Below are 14,366 nucleotides of genomic sequence, written 5' to 3' on the forward strand. Positions count from 1 at the left end.
GCGGGCCCATGGGCCCGTCGCCGTCCCTCCCGCCCGCCCCGGCGGAAGGGACGACGACGGGCCCTCGCCCGTGCCGGGCCCACGGCGACCGGCCCTTTGGGCGCCGGGGCCGGCGTGGTCGACCTCCTGAACGGCGTCCAGGACCGTCCGCCGCTCCGGGACGGTCCGGCGGGCGACGAGCGCCTGGAAGCCGGCGATCAGCGGCGCCAGTTCCTCCCCGTCCGCCACCCGGGCCTGGTTCGTGGTGGCGATCCGGTCCAGCCCCTCGTCCTTCGGCCGGTCGCCGTGGCCGGGCACATCGACCGCCAGTCCCGCACACCGGCGTGCCCGCGCCCTGGGCGGCCGGCCGGTGCACGTCCGCCGGAAGCTCCTCCACCACGTCCATGGCCGTCATGCAGGCGGGCGCGTTTCCGAGGTGAGTGCGGCCGCGACTGCCGGGGAGGTCAGCAGGGCACGCAGGCGGCCGGGTGGGAGGCCCGCCATGCGGCGCAGGGCGCGGGTCATGTGGGACTGGTCGGTGTAGCCGAGTTCCCGCGCCAGGCCCGCCAGATCGCGCTCGCCCTCGCCGAGGCGGTCCAGTGCCCGCGCGAGGCGCAGCCGGTCCCGGTGTGCGGACAGCGTGATGCCGGTGACGCCCGTGAAGGTCCGGCTCAGATGATGCGGTGACGCGCCCACGATCCGGCCCAGCGCCGCCAGCCCGATGGCCGGCTCGGCGGCCAGCGCGGCCCGCGCGTCGTCGGTGAGGCGCCGGCGGGCGGCGGCGGAGGCGGGACGGCCGGAGGCGGCGCGGGAGGGGGCGAGCCCTGCGAACACCTCGCCCGCCAGCCGGGCGGTGCACTCGCCCAGCGTGAAGGCGTCGGCGCCCCCGCGGGCCCGCGCCAGCAGCAGCCGGTGGGCGAGCGTCAGCTCCGGCGTCACCATGACGACGCCCTCGGGAACGGTGGGATCCCCGCCCAGCAGCTCCGCGACCCGGGGCTCGGACAGAACGATCTCGGTGTACGAGTCCGGTCCCAGCGGATGCGCGAACTGCTGTTCCGCACCAAGGCGTTCGACATACACGCTGGCCGCGTCCAGGACGTGCTCCACACCGTCGACCCGGCCGCGCAGCACCCCGTCCCGGAGCAGCACCAGGCCGAACACCGGGGCGGGCCGCACCGACGACCAGCCCCGCCCCGTGCTGCCGCAGCGCACGTCGGCGAGCAGGACGTCGTCGTCGCGCAGATACACCCGCCGGTCCCCGGCCATGAGGGCATCGTAGGGTCCGCGCCCCTTGCCCGGGCCCCCGCGAACCGGACACGGACGTACAAGCACCGGTGTACCGGCTCCTCCCAGGATGGTTGTCGTCCACCGCGAAACCACACCACTCCAGGGGGAGAGCATGACCGACCACCTCGTCCCGTCCGGCGCACCGACCCGCCGTGGAGTCCTGCGCGGCGCGGCGGCCGTGGGCGCCGGCGCGCTCGCGGCATGGGCGGGCGGCCCCCCGGCGGTGGCCGCGCCCCGCCGCCGTGCCGTCGTCCGCCGCCGCACCGGCCCCTACGACGTCATGGCCCTCCTGGACGCCCACGGCACCTTCCCCGGCACGCGGCAGGGGGTGTTCCCCGACGCGGGCGACGCGGACTGGGCACGGGCCGAGCGGCTGGACCCGGCGGCTTTCGGGCCGGACGACACCTGGGAGCTGGACTTCCGCTGCTACGCCGTACGGCGGCCCGGTGGCCGCGTCACGCTCGTCGACACGGGGATCGGTCCGGCGGGCAGCCCCGCGTCGGGCTGGGCACCGGTGCCCGGCCACCTGCCGTCGGTCCTGCGACTCGCGGGTATCGAGCGGGACGACGTCGACACCGTGGTGCTGACCCACCTTCACGAGGACCACTTCGGCTGGACCGTCGACCCGGCCGGCGCCCCGATGTTCCCCGACGCCCGCCATGTGGTGCAGCGTTCGGAGATCGCGGCCCTGGACGCCGACGACAGCGCCCCGTCCTACGTGGTCGAGCCCCTGCGCCGGGCCGGACTGCTGCACCAGATCGACGGCCGGGTCACCGTGCAGGGCCGCCCGGGCGGTGCGTCACTGACCGCCGTACCGACACCCGGCCACACCCCGGGCCACCAGTCCGTGCTCGTCGACGGCGGCCGGGACGGCGTCGTGATCACGGGTGACGTGCTGGTCCACGCCGTCCAACTCGCCGCGCCGGACGTCGCCTACCGCTTGGAGAACGACCGGGCCACGGCCCGCCGCACCCGCCGTGCCCTCCTCGCCGAGGCCCGCACCCACCACCACGTGCTGGCCACCGCACACCTGAACCAACCGTTCGTCCGCCCGGTCCTGGGCGGCTGACTCCCCGCATCACGGCACGAGGGACGGCTGCCGCGGGTCGCGGCCCGCGGCAGCCGTACGGCAGGGCCCTGCGGCGGACGCCACGGACACCGTGCCTCCCCGGCCCGGGACGGCCCCTGCCCCGGAGCAGACGGCCGAGCAACCGGAGCACGCGGCCGCACCGGCACGTCGTCACCGCTCCCGGCGCTTCGCCCGCCCCCGCCGCCTGAGCCCCGATCCGATCCACCTCGCCATGACCGGGCCGGTGGTCCGCAGTCCCACCGGCGAGGCCATCGTCTCCGGGCACGGCCCCGTGCATCCGCGGCGACCACGGATCTCGGCGTCGGAACAACGGGTGGAAACTCTCAAGGCCCTTTTCCGGAGGGCTCCTTACGGACATCCGGGCGCGCGACGGCCGGTATTCGATCATCCGCCGGAAGGATGTGAGGACCGTCCGTCTCCCTCGACGATGATCTCAACGGCTCGAACACCGCACTCGAACGCAAGGGAAGGACAAGCAGTTGCGCATCGCCCGGCTCCTCGGAACCGTCCTGAGCACCACGTTACTGGCGACCGCCGCCGTACTCACCGGACCGGCTTCCGCCGGACCGCGGGACTCCACCTCCCTGGACGGAGGCGCACTGCGGGACGCGCTGGACGCCGTCCACGAGGCGGGCATGTACGGCGTCTTCTCGTCCGTCCGGGACGGTGGCGAGCGGTGGACCGGGGCGGCCGGCGTCGCCGACGTGGACACCGGCCGCCCGGTCACGCCGGGCATGCGGCAGCGGGTGGGCAGCATCAGCAAGACCTTCACCGCCGTGGGCCTGCTCCAGCAGGCGGAGCGCGGCCGGATCCGGCTCGACGCGCCCGTCTCCGCCTACCTGCCGGACCTGATACCCGGGGAGCGCGGACGGCGGATCACCGTACGGATGCTCCTCAACCACACCAGCGGGATCGGCGACTACGTCGCGGGCGCCTTCCCCTCCCTCACCCGGGGCTCGGCGGCCAGCCTCGACGAGGAGCGCTTCCGCTCCGTCCGCCCGCGGGAACTGGTCCGGCTGGGCCTCGCGACCCCCGCGACCGGACGCCCCGGCTCGGCGCCGGGCACGTACTCCAACACCAACTACGTCGTCGCCGGGCTCCTTCTGGAGAAGGTCACCGGCCAGAAGGCCTCCGCGTACCTCACCCGCAACGTCATCGACCGGGCCGGACTGCGTCACACGTACCTGCCGCGCACCCCGTACCTCAAGGGCCCGCACCCGCGGATGTACGAGTCGTTCCACGGTCTGATCGACCCGCCCCGCGACTACAGCGTCTACGACATGTCGTGGGCGTACACGGCGGGCTCGGTCGTCTCCACCACCGACGACCTCAACCGCTTCTACCGCGCCCTGCTCGGCGGGAAGCTCGTCGGCGCGGCGTCCCTCGACGAGATGACGCGCACGGTCCCCGTCTCCGGCATGGACTACGGCCTCGGCATCTACGCCCTGGACCTGCCCTGCGGCCGCTTCTGGGGCCACGACGGCGCGGTGTTCGGGGCCGGCACGATCGCGCTGTCCAGCCGGGACGGCAAGCGGCAGATGGCCGTCGCGCAGAACCTGATGAAGTACCAGGAACTCGACGAGGACGGCGTACCGCGGGTGCACCCGATCGACAACGCCTTCGGCGCGTACGTCGTCCGCGCGCTCTGCCCGGAGGCCGCCGGGACCGGGGCCGCGGGCCCGGAGGCCCGCGGGGAGCGGATCACGCGGCTGCCCCGGATCGACGACTCCCCGTTGACCGGCGCCACCCCGGCCGGTCGGCCGTCCGTCTAGCCGTCCAGTCCTGCTCACGAGCCGGCCGTTGCCGCGCGCACCGGCCGGCGCGTCACGGCGGTGATGTGCCTCTCGCCGGGCCGCTCGGCCGGGTGACGGCGGGAAGAGGTGTGGCGCCCGGTCCGCGCGTCGCTGCGGGTGCACGCGGACCGGGGCCGTTCGGGGGAGCCCTCGCGGGGGGCTCAGCGGGAGGACGCGAGGGGGCGCGGCTCCAGGGCCGCCGTGTGCGCGTCCATCCGCTCGGCGGCGAGGATCGCCACCGCCGTGTCGGCGCGGGAGGCGGCGACGACCAGGGCGCGGCCGGCGAGCGTGTGCGCCCGCCGGTGCAGGGCCGCCGCGTTCGGCTCGCGGTCCCTCGTGGTCGCCGACGCGCGGGCCGGCGTACGTCCTCCCCGCAGGCGGGCGATCTCCCCGGCGAGCCGCTCGGCCGCGGTGTCCAGATCGGCCGAGGGCGCCGCCACGCGCAGCTCGTCGGTGACGGCGAGCAGCGCGGCGAGGTGGCCCGCGAGCTGGATGTCCAGCTCTTCCTCACGGGAGCGGTGGGGGAAGTCGTGGGGGGCGCCGGCCATCGTGCTGTGGACCGACTTGGCACGGATCGGCTCGTACATGGATGGCCTCCTGTGATGCAACAGGAAACCATCCTAGCTTAGATCCAGTCTAAAGTTGAGTCGTTCGTAAGAAGGCCGTCCGCGAGAAGGCCTCAGGGCTGGCCGTAGCCGTCCAGGAAGCGGGCGATCCGCCCGACCGCGTCCCGCAGGTCGGTGACCGAGGGCAGGGTCACCACCCGGAAGTGGTCCGGCTCCGGCCAGTTGAAGCCGGTGCCCTGGACGACCATGATCTTCTCGCGGCGCAGCAGGTCCAGCACCATCCGCCGGTCGTCCTTGATCTTGAAGACGTCGGGGTCGAGACGGGGGAAGAGGTACAGCGCCCCCTTCGGCTTCACGCAGCTCACGCCGGGGATCTGGGTGAGCAGCTCGTACGCCGTGTCCCGCTGCTCGCGCAGCCGTCCGCCGGGCAGGACGAGCTCGTTGATCGTCTGGCGTCCGCTGAGCGCCGCGACCACCCCGTGCTGGCCCGGCATGTTCGCGCACAGGCGCATGTTCGCCAGGATCGTCAGGCCCTCGATGTAGGAGTCGGCGTGGGCGCGCGGGCCCGAGATCGACATCCAGCCCACCCGGTAGCCGGCCACCCGGTACGCCTTCGACATGCCGTTGAAGGTGAGGGTGAGCAGGTCGGGGGCGACGGAGGCGGTCGGGACGTGCCGCGCGTCGTCGTAGAGGATCTTGTCGTAGATCTCGTCCGAGCAGACCAGCAGGTTGTGGCGGCGGGCGATGTCGGTGAGGCCCTTGAGGACCGCCTCGTCGTAGACGGCGCCGGTCGGGTTGTTCGGGTTGATGACGACGATCGCCTTGGTGCGGTCGGTGACCTTGCGCTCCACGTCGGCGAGGTCCGGCATCCAGTCGGACTGCTCGTCGCAGCGGTAGTGCACCGCCGTGCCGCCGGAGAGGGAGACGGCCGCCGTCCACAGCGGGTAGTCGGGCGCGGGCACGAGCACCTCGTCGCCGTCGTCCAGCAGCCCCTGCATCGCCATCACGATCAGCTCGGACACGCCGTTGCCGATGAAGACGTGCTCGACGTCGGTCTCGATGCCGAGGGTCTGGTTGTGCATGACGACCGCCCGCCGCGCGGCCAGCAGGCCCTTCGCGTCGCCGTAGCCGTGCGCCGTCGACACGTTGCGGAGGATGTCCTCCAGGATTTCGGGCGGGCACTCGAAGCCGAACGCCGCCGGGTTGCCGGTGTTCAGCTTGAGGATGCGGTGACCGGCCGCTTCCAGCCGCATCGCCTCCTCGAGCACCGGGCCCCGGATCTCGTAACAGACGTTGGCGAGCTTGGTCGACTGGATCACCTGCATGCTGGGAGCTTACGGGCCGGTATGGCCCTTCGGGCCGTGTTTTCCGCCACGTGGGGCGCGTCGTTTCGAGTGGTTGTGTCCGATCGGCCGTGCGCCTCCACCACCTCCGCACCGGCCCTCCCCTCCCCGGCCCCCTCTTTCTCCGCGGGTCCGGGCGAACCTGAGGGCCTCGCGGCGCCCGGTCACCGGTCGGAAACGAAGCCTTGTCCCCCCGCCCTCCGCATGCTGACAATGCGCATGACAACTTCGTGGGCGGCCGGGCTCCTCCGGCCGCCCGACGCCGCAAGAGGGGACCCCCATGAGAAAACCTCTCGTCGTCGCGCTCTGCGCCCTGGCCTTCGCCGGGGCGGGCGCGACTCCCGCGGTCGCTTCCGCGCCTTCCCCCACGGGCGCGGACGCGGCCCCGACCACGCTGACGGATGTCGTCGACGGCGTGGTCGGGACCGCGGCGGACGCCTTGTCCGCACTCACCGCGCCCCGGGAGGGCGCGGTGAACTTCGCCGGCGCCGTCTCGCTCAGCAACTGCTCCGGCTCCGTCGTCCGCATGCCCGGCTCCGCGGCCGACGACCCGGCGCTCGTCCTCACCAACGGCCACTGCCTGGAGAGCGGCTTCCCCGCACCCGGCCAGGTCCTCGTCGACCGCGCGTCCAGCCGTACCTTCGGGCTGCTGAACTCCTCCGGCGCCAAGGTCGCCACCCTGCGCGCCGACCGGCTCGTGTACGCGACCATGACCGACACGGACGCCGCGATCTACCGGCTCGACACGACGTACGCGCGGATCAAGAGCGCGTACGGCATCGACGCGCTGACCCTGAGCGCCACCCGCCCGGCGGCCGGCACGTCCATCAGCGTGGTGTCCGGGTACTGGAAGCGGATCTACACCTGCTCCGTCGACGGGTTCGCGTACCGCCTGAAGGAGGGGAACTGGACCTGGAAGGACTCGGTCCGGTACACCTCCGCCTGCGACACCATCGGCGGCACCTCCGGCTCACCGGTCGTCGACGGCGCCACCGGCCAGGTGGTCGCCGTCAACAACACCGGCAACGAGGACGGCGGGCGCTGCACGGTCAACAACCCGTGCGAGGTCGACGAGAACGGGCGGGTCACGGTCCGCCAGGGCATCAACTACGCCCAGCAGACCCACCTCTTCCCCGCCTGCTTCGGCGTGGACAACAAGCTCGACCTGAGCGCGAGCGGCTGCGCCGTCCCCAAGCCGTGAGGACGTGAGGGCGGGCGGTCAGCGGGGAGTCCTGCGGACCGCCCGCCCCGCGAGCACGTCCGTGCGCCGCCCGTCCTCGATCACGAACCGCCCGTCGACCAGCACGTGCGGGATGCCCGTCGGAAGCGTCCGCGGTGCGGCGAAGGTCGACCCCGCGGCCACCGTCGCCGGGTCGAACAGCACCAGGTCCGCCCTGTACCCCTCGCGGACCAGTCCCCGGTCCGGCAGCCGCAGCCGCGCGGCCGGACGCGAGGTCAGGTGCGCGACGCACTCCTCCAGCGACAGCACCCCCAGCTCCCGGACGTAGTGCCCGAGGTAGTGCGGGAACGTCCCGTACGCGCGCGGATGCGGTTTCGCGCCCTGCAGGATGCCGTCCGAGCCGCCGGTGTGCACCCGGTGCCGCATGATCGCCCGGACGTTCTCCTCGTGGCCCACGTGCTGGAGGATCGTCGGGGCGAGCCTGTCCTTCAGCAGCAGCTCCCGCGCGACCGCCCAGGGCGACTCGCCGCGCGCCCGCGCCGACTCCAGGACCGTACGGCCCACGTACGCGCTCAGCGCGGGATCGCCGACCCCCGAGATCTCGATGGTCTCCCACTCCACGGGCACCCCGTGGCAGCCGTCCGAGCCGGTGACCTCCAGATGGTGCCGGATCCGCCCGGCGGTCCCCTCGTCCGCGAGCCGCCGCAGGATCTCCTCCGGCCCGCCCTCGCTCGCCCAGCTCGGCAGCAGCGCCACGAGGGTGGTGCAGCCGGGGGTGTAGGGGTAGGTGTCGAGGCTGATGTCCGCGCCCGCGTCCAGGGCGTCGTCCAGGAGCGTCAGCAGCTCGGGCGCCCGGCCCTTGTTCACGCCGAAGTTCATGGTGGCGTGCGCGAGGTGCAGCGGGCAGTCCGCCTCCCGCGTCAGCGCCACCATCTCCTCGTACGCCTCCAGCGCGCCGGCGCCGTAGGAGCGGTGGTGCGGGCAGTAGTAGCCGCCGTACGACGCCACCACCCGGCACAGCTCGGTGAGTTCGGCGTCCGCGGCGTACATGCCGGGCGTGTACGTCAGCCCCGACGACATGCCGACCGCGCCCTGCTCCATGCCCTCCGCGACCAACCGCCGCATCCGGTCCAGCTCTTCGGGCGTGGCCCGCCGGTCCTCCCAGCCGACGGCGAGCGCGCGGACCGTGCCCTGCGGGATCAGATAGGCGGCGTTGACCGCGATGCCCCGGTCGAGCCGGTCCAGGTACTCGCCCACCGACCGCCAGTCGAAGTCGACGTCGTCCCCGGAGCCGTTCCAGCCGGCGATCGCCCGGCGCACCTCGCCGAGCGTCCGGTCGTCGACCGGCGCGTACGACAGCCCGTCCTGGCCGAGGACTTCGAGGGTGACGCCCTGCGCGGCCTTGGCGCTGTGGTCGGGGTCGCGCAGCAGCGCCAGATCGCTGTGGGCGTGCATGTCGATGAAGCCGGGGGCCAGCACCAGCCCCTCGGCGTCCAGTTCGCGCCGGGCCCTCGGACGCTGGCAGCCCGCGTCCGCGGCCTCCTTGACGATGGAGACGATGCGACCGCCGTCCACCACGACGTCCGCGCGGTACGAGAAGTCGCCGGAGCCGTCGACGACGTCCGCGTCCCGGATGACGAGCTCTTCCACGGTCCGGCCTCCTAGAAGAACGTACGGATGTAGTCGACCACCGTGCCGTCCGCCTCCGCCACGGGGACGAGCACCCACTTGTCGAACGACGTGCACGGGTGGGACAGGCCGAGGCCCACCCAGTCCCCCACCTCCAGATCGGCCTCCCCGGTGGTGCGCAGCCAGGCGTGCTGGTCGGACAGTCCGGTCACCGAGATCCCGTCCGCCGGGCGCTCGACGCCGTCCCGGCTGACCACCTGGGCGAACGGCAGGTCGAGGTCGTAGGCCGCGTCCCGCTTGCCCGCGTTGGCGAACGCCTGCTCGGCGGAGGGGCGGGACACCACCTGCGTCCACAGGCGGAACGCCGGTTCCAGCGCGCCCTCCTCCGGAACCCGGTTGAAGGGGGTCAGCTCGCGGTAGTGGCCGTCGTCGTGCGAGACGTACGCGCCCGAGCGCAGCAGCTTCAAGGCGGGCGCGGAGAGGCCGGGGACCTCGGCGAACACGTCCGCCACCACGTCGAACCAGGCGCTGCCGCCCGCGCTCACCACGATCTCGTCGAGGCCCGCGAAGCGCCCCGCGCGGTCGAAGTCCACGGCGAGCGCCACCAGCCGCCGCAGCCAGGCGCGCACCCGCTCCGGGTCCGCCCGCGGCACCTCGCCCTCGTACCCGGCGACCCCCACCAGCCGCAGCGACCGGGCGCCGGCCACCGCGTCGGCGACGGCGGCGCACCCGGCCTCCGTCCGCGCACCGGTGCGGGCGCCCTCGCCCGCGGCCAGCTCGACGACCACGTCCACGGGCCGCGAGACGCCGCTGAGGGCCGCGTCCATCAGCTCCACCCCGCGCACGGAGTCGACGTAGCAGACGAAGCGGAAGGCGGGGTCGGCGTCCAGCTCGCCCGCGATCCACCGCAGGGCCGCCGCGTCCACCAGTTCGTTGGCGAGGAACACGCGCTGGATCCCGAACGCCCGCGCCACCCGCACCTGGTGCGGAACGGCCAGCGTGATGCCCCACGCCCCGTGCTCGATCTGCCGCCGGAAGAGCTGCGGGGCCATGGAGGTCTTGCCGTGCGGCGCGAAGGCGAGCCCGTGCCGGGCCGCGTACGTCTCCATCAGCTTCAGGTTGTGCTCCAGACGCTCCGCGGAGAGCGCGAGGACGGGCGTGGTGAAACCGTCGGTGAAGAGGTTCCGGCGCTGCGCGGCCAGCTCGCCGACGGTCAGCCCCCCGGCGTCCGGCGGAAGGCCCTTGAAGCGGTGGTCGACCCGTTCCTCGGTGAGGTGGGTGAGAGCGTCGAGGGCCATCGGATCCTCCCTGATCAGTCGTGTTGCATTCCTTGCAACACTCGTTGCGCATATCGCTTACCGCTGTCTAACATCTCGGCCACGCGCGGTCAACGGACACCGCGCCCCTCCACCCGACGAGGAGCCCCGCCATCGTGACCGCCACCGGACCCTGCAACGCCCCCGACGTCGTGGACGTCGTCGCGCTCGGCGAGTCCATGGTGACGTTCCTGCCCTCCCGGCCGGGCCGCCTCGCCGACGTCCCCTCCTTCGACCGGGGCATCGGCGGCGCGGAGTCCAACGTGGCGTGCGTGCTCGCGGCGGCGGGCCACACCACCCGGTGGATCAGCCGGGTCGGCGCCGACGGCTTCGGCGACCACCTCGTCGAGGCGATCGGCGGGTACGGCGTCGACGTGTCCCACGTCCGCCGCGACCCGGCCCGCCCCACCGGCGTCTACTTCCGCACGGCCGGCGACCGCGCCACGGACGCCCACGAGGTCGCGTACTACCGGGCGGGCTCGGCGGCGTCCGCGATGTCGCCGGCCGGCGTGGACCTGGACGCCGTACGCGCCGGACGCGTCCTGCACCTGTCCGGCATCACGGCGGCGCTCTCCTCCGGCTGCCTGGACCTGCTGCGGGAGCTGACCGCCCCCCACCCCGCCCGGCCCCTGGTCTCCTTCGACGTGAACCACCGCCCGAGCCTGTGGCGCGACGCCCACGGCCCGGAGGTCCTCCTGGACCTGGCGCGCGGCGCGGACATCGTCTTCGTGGGAGAGGACGAGGCGGAGCAGGCCTGGGGCGTCACGGGCGGCCCGTCCCGGATCAGAGAGGCGTTGCCCGAACCGGAGATCCTGGTCGTCAAGCAAGGAGCACGGGGGGCAGTCGTGTTCCACGCTCCCCGCGGGCAGTCGTGCCTCCCCCGGAGCCCGGAAGGGCCTGGGAGGCGCCCCCAGGGCGACGGGGGTCCCCCCGCTCGAGAGAAGCCGAGAGCGGGGGAGGAGCCGAGAGAGGGGGAGGGCGGGCGCGACGGCGCCCCGCAGGCGCCGGGCCGCGCGACCCGCCTCCGCCCAGCGCCGGCACAGGGCACCTGTGAACCCGCTCTGAAGGTCGACGTGGTCGCCACCACCGGCGCCGGCGACGCCTTCGCCGCCGGCTTCCTCTCGGCGACCCTCCGGGACCTCCCCGTACGCGACCGCCTGCGCCACGGCCACCTCATGGCCGCGGCCGCCCTCACCACCCCCGGCGACCTCGCCGCGCCCCCGCCCCGCGCCCTCGCCGACCGCCTCGCCGCCCTCGACGACACCGCGTGGGGGAGACTGCGACTCGGCCCCGGCTGGATCCGAGCCGATGAACACGAAGGGCCCGAGAAGGAGGCACGCACCCCATGAGCCAGACCGTAGACCGCGCCCTGAGCATCCTCCCGCTGCTCGCGGAGGGCCCCGCCGACCTCGGCCAGGTCGCCGGCCGCCTGGACGTGCACAAGTCCACCGCCCTCCGCCTCCTGCGCACCCTCCACGAGCACGGCCTGGTCTACCGCCAGTCCGACCAGCGCTACCGCCTCGGCGCCCGCCTCTTCGCCCTCGCCCAGGAGGCGATGGAGAACCTCGACGTCCGCGAGATCGCCCACGCCCACCTCGTACGCCTCAACGAGAAGTGCGGACACACCGTCCACCTCGCCGTGTACGAGGAGAACGAGGTCCTCTACATCGACAAGGTGGAGAGCCGCTACCCGGTCCGCATGTACTCACGGATCGGCAAACCGGTCGCCCTCACCGTCGCGGCCGTCGCCAAACTGCTCCTCGCCGACCTGCCCGAGCACGAGCGCCGCGTCCTCGCGGAGAAGCTCGACTACCCCATGTACACGTCCCGTTCGACACCCCACGCCACCGCGTTCCTCCAGGAACTGGCCAAGGTGCGCGAACAGGGCTGGGCCACCGACCTCGGCGGCCACGAGGAGTCCATCAACTGCGTCGCCGCGCCGATCCGCGGCGCCGACGGCCGGGTGGTCGCCGCGATGTCGGTCTCCGCGCCGAACGTCGTCGTCACCGCCGACGAACTCCTCACCCTGCTCCCGCTGGTGCGCCGTACGGCGGACGCGATCAGCGGCGAGTACTCCGGCAGAACCCCAGTGAAGGACATCCCCGCATGACCGAGAAGACCGCGCTCACCCCCGCCACCCACACCGCCCCGCCCGCGAAGTTCTCCCACGGCGTCCGCAAGGGCGGCATCCTCCAGGTCGCCGGTCAGGTGGGCTTCCTCCCGCACGAGGAGGGCAAGGCCCCCACCCCCGCCGGTCCGACCCTGCGCGAGCAGACCCTCCAGACCCTCGCCAACGTCAAGGCGATCCTCGAAGAGGGCGGCGCGGGCTGGGACGACGTGATGATGATCCGCGTCTACCTCACCGACGTGGACCACTTCGCGGAGATGAACGAGATCTACAACGCCTACTTCGAGGAGCAGGGCCTCACCCAGCCGCCCGCCGCCCGCACGACCGTCTACGTCGGTCTCCCCGCCGGCCTCCTCATCGAGATCGACGCGCTCGCCGTCCTCGGCTGACCCGCGCGCCCTTCCCGCACCCGCACGCCGTACGTCGTCACGGCACGGCGTCCCGCACCCCTGGGACGCCGTGCCGCGATCCCCCCTGCCCGAAAGCCCCATGCACTTACCCAGAGGACCCCCGCATGTCCCACCCGTTCCTCCCGCTCGCCTCCCTTGCCGCCGCGGAGGCGCCACCGCACACCGGAGGCCTGCTCCTCCTCCTCGACGGCACGGCGGGCCTGCTGACCGTCGCCGCCATCGGCATCGCGCTCCTGCTCTTCCTGATCATCAAGGTCCGGCTCCAGCCGTTCGTCGCGCTGCTCGCCGTCTCCATAGCCGTCGGCCTGATGGCGGGTCTGTCGGTCACCGAACTCTTCGGCACGGTCCAGCGCTCGGACGCGGTGTCCACCATCGAGTCCGGCATGGGCGGCATCCTCGGCCATGTCGCGATCATCATCGGCCTGGGCACGATGCTCGGCGCGATCCTGGAGGTCAGCGGCGGCGCGGAGGTGCTGGCGGGCCGGCTGCTCGGCCTGTTCGGCGAGAAGCGGGCGCCCCTCGCGATGGGCCTCACCGGTCTGATCTTCGGCATCCCGGTCTTCTTCGACGTCGGCATCTTCGTCCTCGCGCCGATCGTGTACGCCGCCGCCAAGCGCTCCGGCAAGTCGATCCTGCTCTACTGCCTCCCCCTCCTCGCCGGCCTCTCGGTCACCCACGCCTTCCTGCCCCCGCACCCGGGCCCGGTGGCCGCCGCCGGACTGCTCCACGTGGACCTGGGCTGGGTCATCCTGATGGGCGTCGTCTGCGGTCTGCCGGCCGTCGTCGCCGCCTGGGTCTACTCCGCCTGGATCGGCAAGCGGATCTTCGTCCCCGTACCGCAGGACATGGTCGAGGCCGCGCAGGAGGCCAAGGACGCCGTCGTCGCCGAGCAGCGCGCCTCCGGGGCCGAGCCGCGGGAGGCGCCGGTGCCGCTCGGCACGGTCCTCGGCATCATCGGCACGCCGCTCCTGCTGATCCTCGCGGCCACCTTCTCCTCGATCGCGCTGGACCCCTCCACCCTCCGCTCGGTCATCGAGTTCTTCGGCCACCCCTTCGTGGCGCTCACCCTCGCCCTGTTCCTCGCGTACTACCTGCTGGGCATCCGGCGCGGCTGGTCCCGCAAGTCCCTGGAGACCGTCTCCACGTCCTCCCTCAAGCCGGTCGGCAACATCCTGCTGGTGGTCGGCGCGGGCGGTGTCTTCGGCGCCGTCCTCAAGGCCAGCGGTGTCGCCCAGGCGCTGTCCGACACCTTCAACGACGTCGGCCTCCCGGTGATCGTCCTCTCCTACCTGATCTCCGTGGTGCTGCGGGTCGCGCAGGGCTCGGCGACGGTGGCGATCGTGACGACGGCGGGCATCGTGGCCCCGCTGCTGGCCGAGGGCGACCACTCCCAGGCGTTCGTGGCGCTCGTCATCATGGCCATCTCGGCGGGCTCGATCTTCGCCTCGCACGTCAACGACGGCGGCTTCTGGATGGTCGCCAAGTACTTCGGCATCAGCGAGCGGGACACGCTCAGGACGTGGACGGTGCTGGAGAGCGTGCTGTCCGTGGCCGGGTTCGTGGTCGCCGCCGCGCTCAGCCTCGTCGTGTGAGCCGTGGCGCCTGTGTAGGCGTCCGATAACGAAGTTGGGGTCGGCCGTGTCCG

At 73.2% G+C, this 14,366-nt stretch carries 12 protein-coding genes and 1 pseudogene; 7 read left to right on the forward strand and 6 right to left on the reverse strand.

What is annotated here, in order from left to right; genetic code table 11:
* Positions 1-102: 102 nt before the first annotated feature.
* Both ADK41_RS42445 and ADK41_RS04515 read right to left on the reverse strand, forming a co-directional pair.
* Positions 103-315: pseudogene (locus ADK41_RS42445) on the reverse strand (alpha/beta hydrolase); the annotation flags it as partial.
* A gap of 75 nt (positions 316-390) precedes the next feature.
* Positions 391-1,245, reverse strand: a complete 855-nt coding sequence (locus ADK41_RS04515; RefSeq protein WP_051843304.1) for a helix-turn-helix domain-containing protein — start codon at positions 1,243-1,245, stop codon at positions 391-393.
* Positions 1,246-1,378: 133 nt separating this feature from the next.
* Here ADK41_RS04515 and ADK41_RS04520 point away from each other — a divergent pair, with 133 nt between their 5' ends.
* Both ADK41_RS04520 and ADK41_RS04525 read left to right on the forward strand, forming a co-directional pair.
* Positions 1,379-2,335: an MBL fold metallo-hydrolase gene (locus tag ADK41_RS04520; protein WP_234318900.1), complete on the forward strand. Its 957-nt coding sequence runs from the start codon at positions 1,379-1,381 to the stop codon at positions 2,333-2,335.
* Between the two features lie 500 nt (positions 2,336-2,835).
* Positions 2,836-4,128, forward strand: a complete 1,293-nt coding sequence (locus ADK41_RS04525) for a serine hydrolase domain-containing protein (RefSeq protein WP_030830393.1) — start codon at positions 2,836-2,838, stop codon at positions 4,126-4,128.
* 182 nt (positions 4,129-4,310) lie between these two features.
* Here the strand turns inward: ADK41_RS04525 and ADK41_RS04530 are convergent, their stop codons facing one another.
* Complete coding sequence (locus tag ADK41_RS04530; RefSeq protein WP_030830395.1) at positions 4,311-4,736, reverse strand: hypothetical protein; 426 nt, start codon at positions 4,734-4,736, stop codon at positions 4,311-4,313.
* 92 nt (positions 4,737-4,828) lie between these two features.
* Positions 4,829-6,040: a pyridoxal phosphate-dependent aminotransferase gene (locus tag ADK41_RS04535; RefSeq protein ID WP_030830397.1), complete on the reverse strand. Its 1,212-nt coding sequence runs from the start codon at positions 6,038-6,040 to the stop codon at positions 4,829-4,831.
* Positions 6,041-6,338: 298 nt separating this feature from the next.
* On the opposite strand from ADK41_RS04535, the gene ADK41_RS04540 reads away from it, so the two are divergent.
* Entirely contained in the window at positions 6,339-7,259 is a 921-nt protein-coding gene (locus ADK41_RS04540; RefSeq protein ID WP_030830399.1) for a trypsin-like serine peptidase, read from the forward strand.
* A gap of 18 nt (positions 7,260-7,277) precedes the next feature.
* On the opposite strand, the gene ADK41_RS04545 is transcribed toward ADK41_RS04540, so the two are convergent.
* Both ADK41_RS04545 and ADK41_RS04550 read right to left on the reverse strand, forming a co-directional pair.
* Complete coding sequence (locus ADK41_RS04545) at positions 7,278-8,888, reverse strand: N-acyl-D-amino-acid deacylase family protein (RefSeq protein ID WP_030830401.1); 1,611 nt, start codon at positions 8,886-8,888, stop codon at positions 7,278-7,280.
* Between the two features lie 11 nt (positions 8,889-8,899).
* Positions 8,900-10,165: an amino acid deaminase gene (locus tag ADK41_RS04550; RefSeq protein WP_030830404.1), complete on the reverse strand. Its 1,266-nt coding sequence runs from the start codon at positions 10,163-10,165 to the stop codon at positions 8,900-8,902.
* 134 nt (positions 10,166-10,299) lie between these two features.
* Between ADK41_RS04550 and ADK41_RS04555 the strand changes: the two genes are divergently transcribed.
* The 4 genes from ADK41_RS04555 to ADK41_RS04570 all read left to right on the forward strand — a co-directional run bounded on the left by ADK41_RS04555 (position 10,300) and on the right by ADK41_RS04570 (position 14,313).
* Positions 10,300-11,532: a sugar kinase gene (locus ADK41_RS04555; protein ID WP_030830407.1), complete on the forward strand. Its 1,233-nt coding sequence runs from the start codon at positions 10,300-10,302 to the stop codon at positions 11,530-11,532.
* On the forward strand, positions 11,529-12,293 hold the full coding sequence (locus ADK41_RS04560; protein ID WP_030830410.1) for an IclR family transcriptional regulator: 765 nt from the start codon (positions 11,529-11,531) through the stop codon (positions 12,291-12,293). Before ADK41_RS04555 ends, ADK41_RS04560 begins: the two co-directional genes overlap by 4 nt.
* Entirely contained in the window at positions 12,290-12,700 is a 411-nt protein-coding gene (locus ADK41_RS04565) for a RidA family protein (protein ID WP_030830412.1), read from the forward strand. The genes ADK41_RS04560 and ADK41_RS04565 overlap by 4 nt, the downstream gene beginning before the upstream one ends.
* A gap of 125 nt (positions 12,701-12,825) precedes the next feature.
* A complete protein-coding gene (locus ADK41_RS04570) occupies positions 12,826-14,313 on the forward strand; it encodes a GntP family permease (protein WP_030830414.1) in 1,488 nt (495 codons plus the stop codon).
* Positions 14,314-14,366 lie beyond the last annotated feature (53 nt).

Origin of the sequence: Streptomyces caelestis (genome assembly GCF_001279005.1) — a bacterium.
In the GTDB taxonomy this organism is placed as follows: Bacteria; Actinomycetota; Actinomycetes; order Streptomycetales; family Streptomycetaceae; genus Streptomyces; species Streptomyces heliomycini.